General features: G+C 67.6%; 1 protein-coding gene. It reads left to right on the top strand.

Features of this window, described 5'->3' with window-relative positions:
• The coding region (locus KBI52_RS01035) for a DNA translocase FtsK (protein ID WP_256439448.1) at positions 1-623 on the top strand (623 nt) is incomplete at both ends.

Below are 623 nucleotides of genomic sequence, written 5' to 3'. Positions count from 1 at the left end.
GTGACGTTGTACGAGTTGGAGCCTGCGCCTGGGACGAAGTCGTCGCGGGTGATCTCGCTGGCGGACGACATCGCGCGCTCGATGAGCGCGGTCTCGGCCCGCGTGGCGGTGGTGCAGGGCCGCAACGCCATCGGCATCGAGCTGCCCAACCACAAGCGCGAGACCGTGTACCTGCGCGAGCTGCTCGCCTCCCAGGACTTCGAGGCCACCAAGCAGAAGCTCGCCCTGTGCCTCGGCAAGACCATCGGCGGCGAGCCGGTGATCGCCGATCTCGCCCGCATGCCGCACCTGCTGGTGGCCGGCACCACCGGGTCGGGCAAGTCGGTGGCGATCAACACCATGATCCTGTCGCTGGTCTACCGGCTCTCGCCGGCCGAGTGCCGGCTGATCATGGTCGATCCCAAGATGCTCGAACTCTCCGTCTACGACGGCATCCCGCACCTGCTCACCCCGGTGGTCACCGACCCCAAGAAGGCCGTGGTGGCGCTCAAATGGGCGGTGCGCGAGATGGAGGACCGCTACCGCAAGATGTCCAAGCTCGGCGTGCGCAACATCGACGGCTTCAACGCCCGGGTGGTCGAGGCCAAGGCGAAGGCCGAGACCATCACGCGCACGGTGCAGAC

This window comes from Microvirga sp. HBU67558, assembly GCF_018069605.1.
In the GTDB taxonomy this organism is placed as follows: domain Bacteria; phylum Pseudomonadota; class Alphaproteobacteria; order Rhizobiales; family Beijerinckiaceae; genus Microvirga; species Microvirga terrae.
Note: the sequence above shows the minus strand (reverse complement) of the source record. Positions and strands in the feature narration are given on the sequence as shown.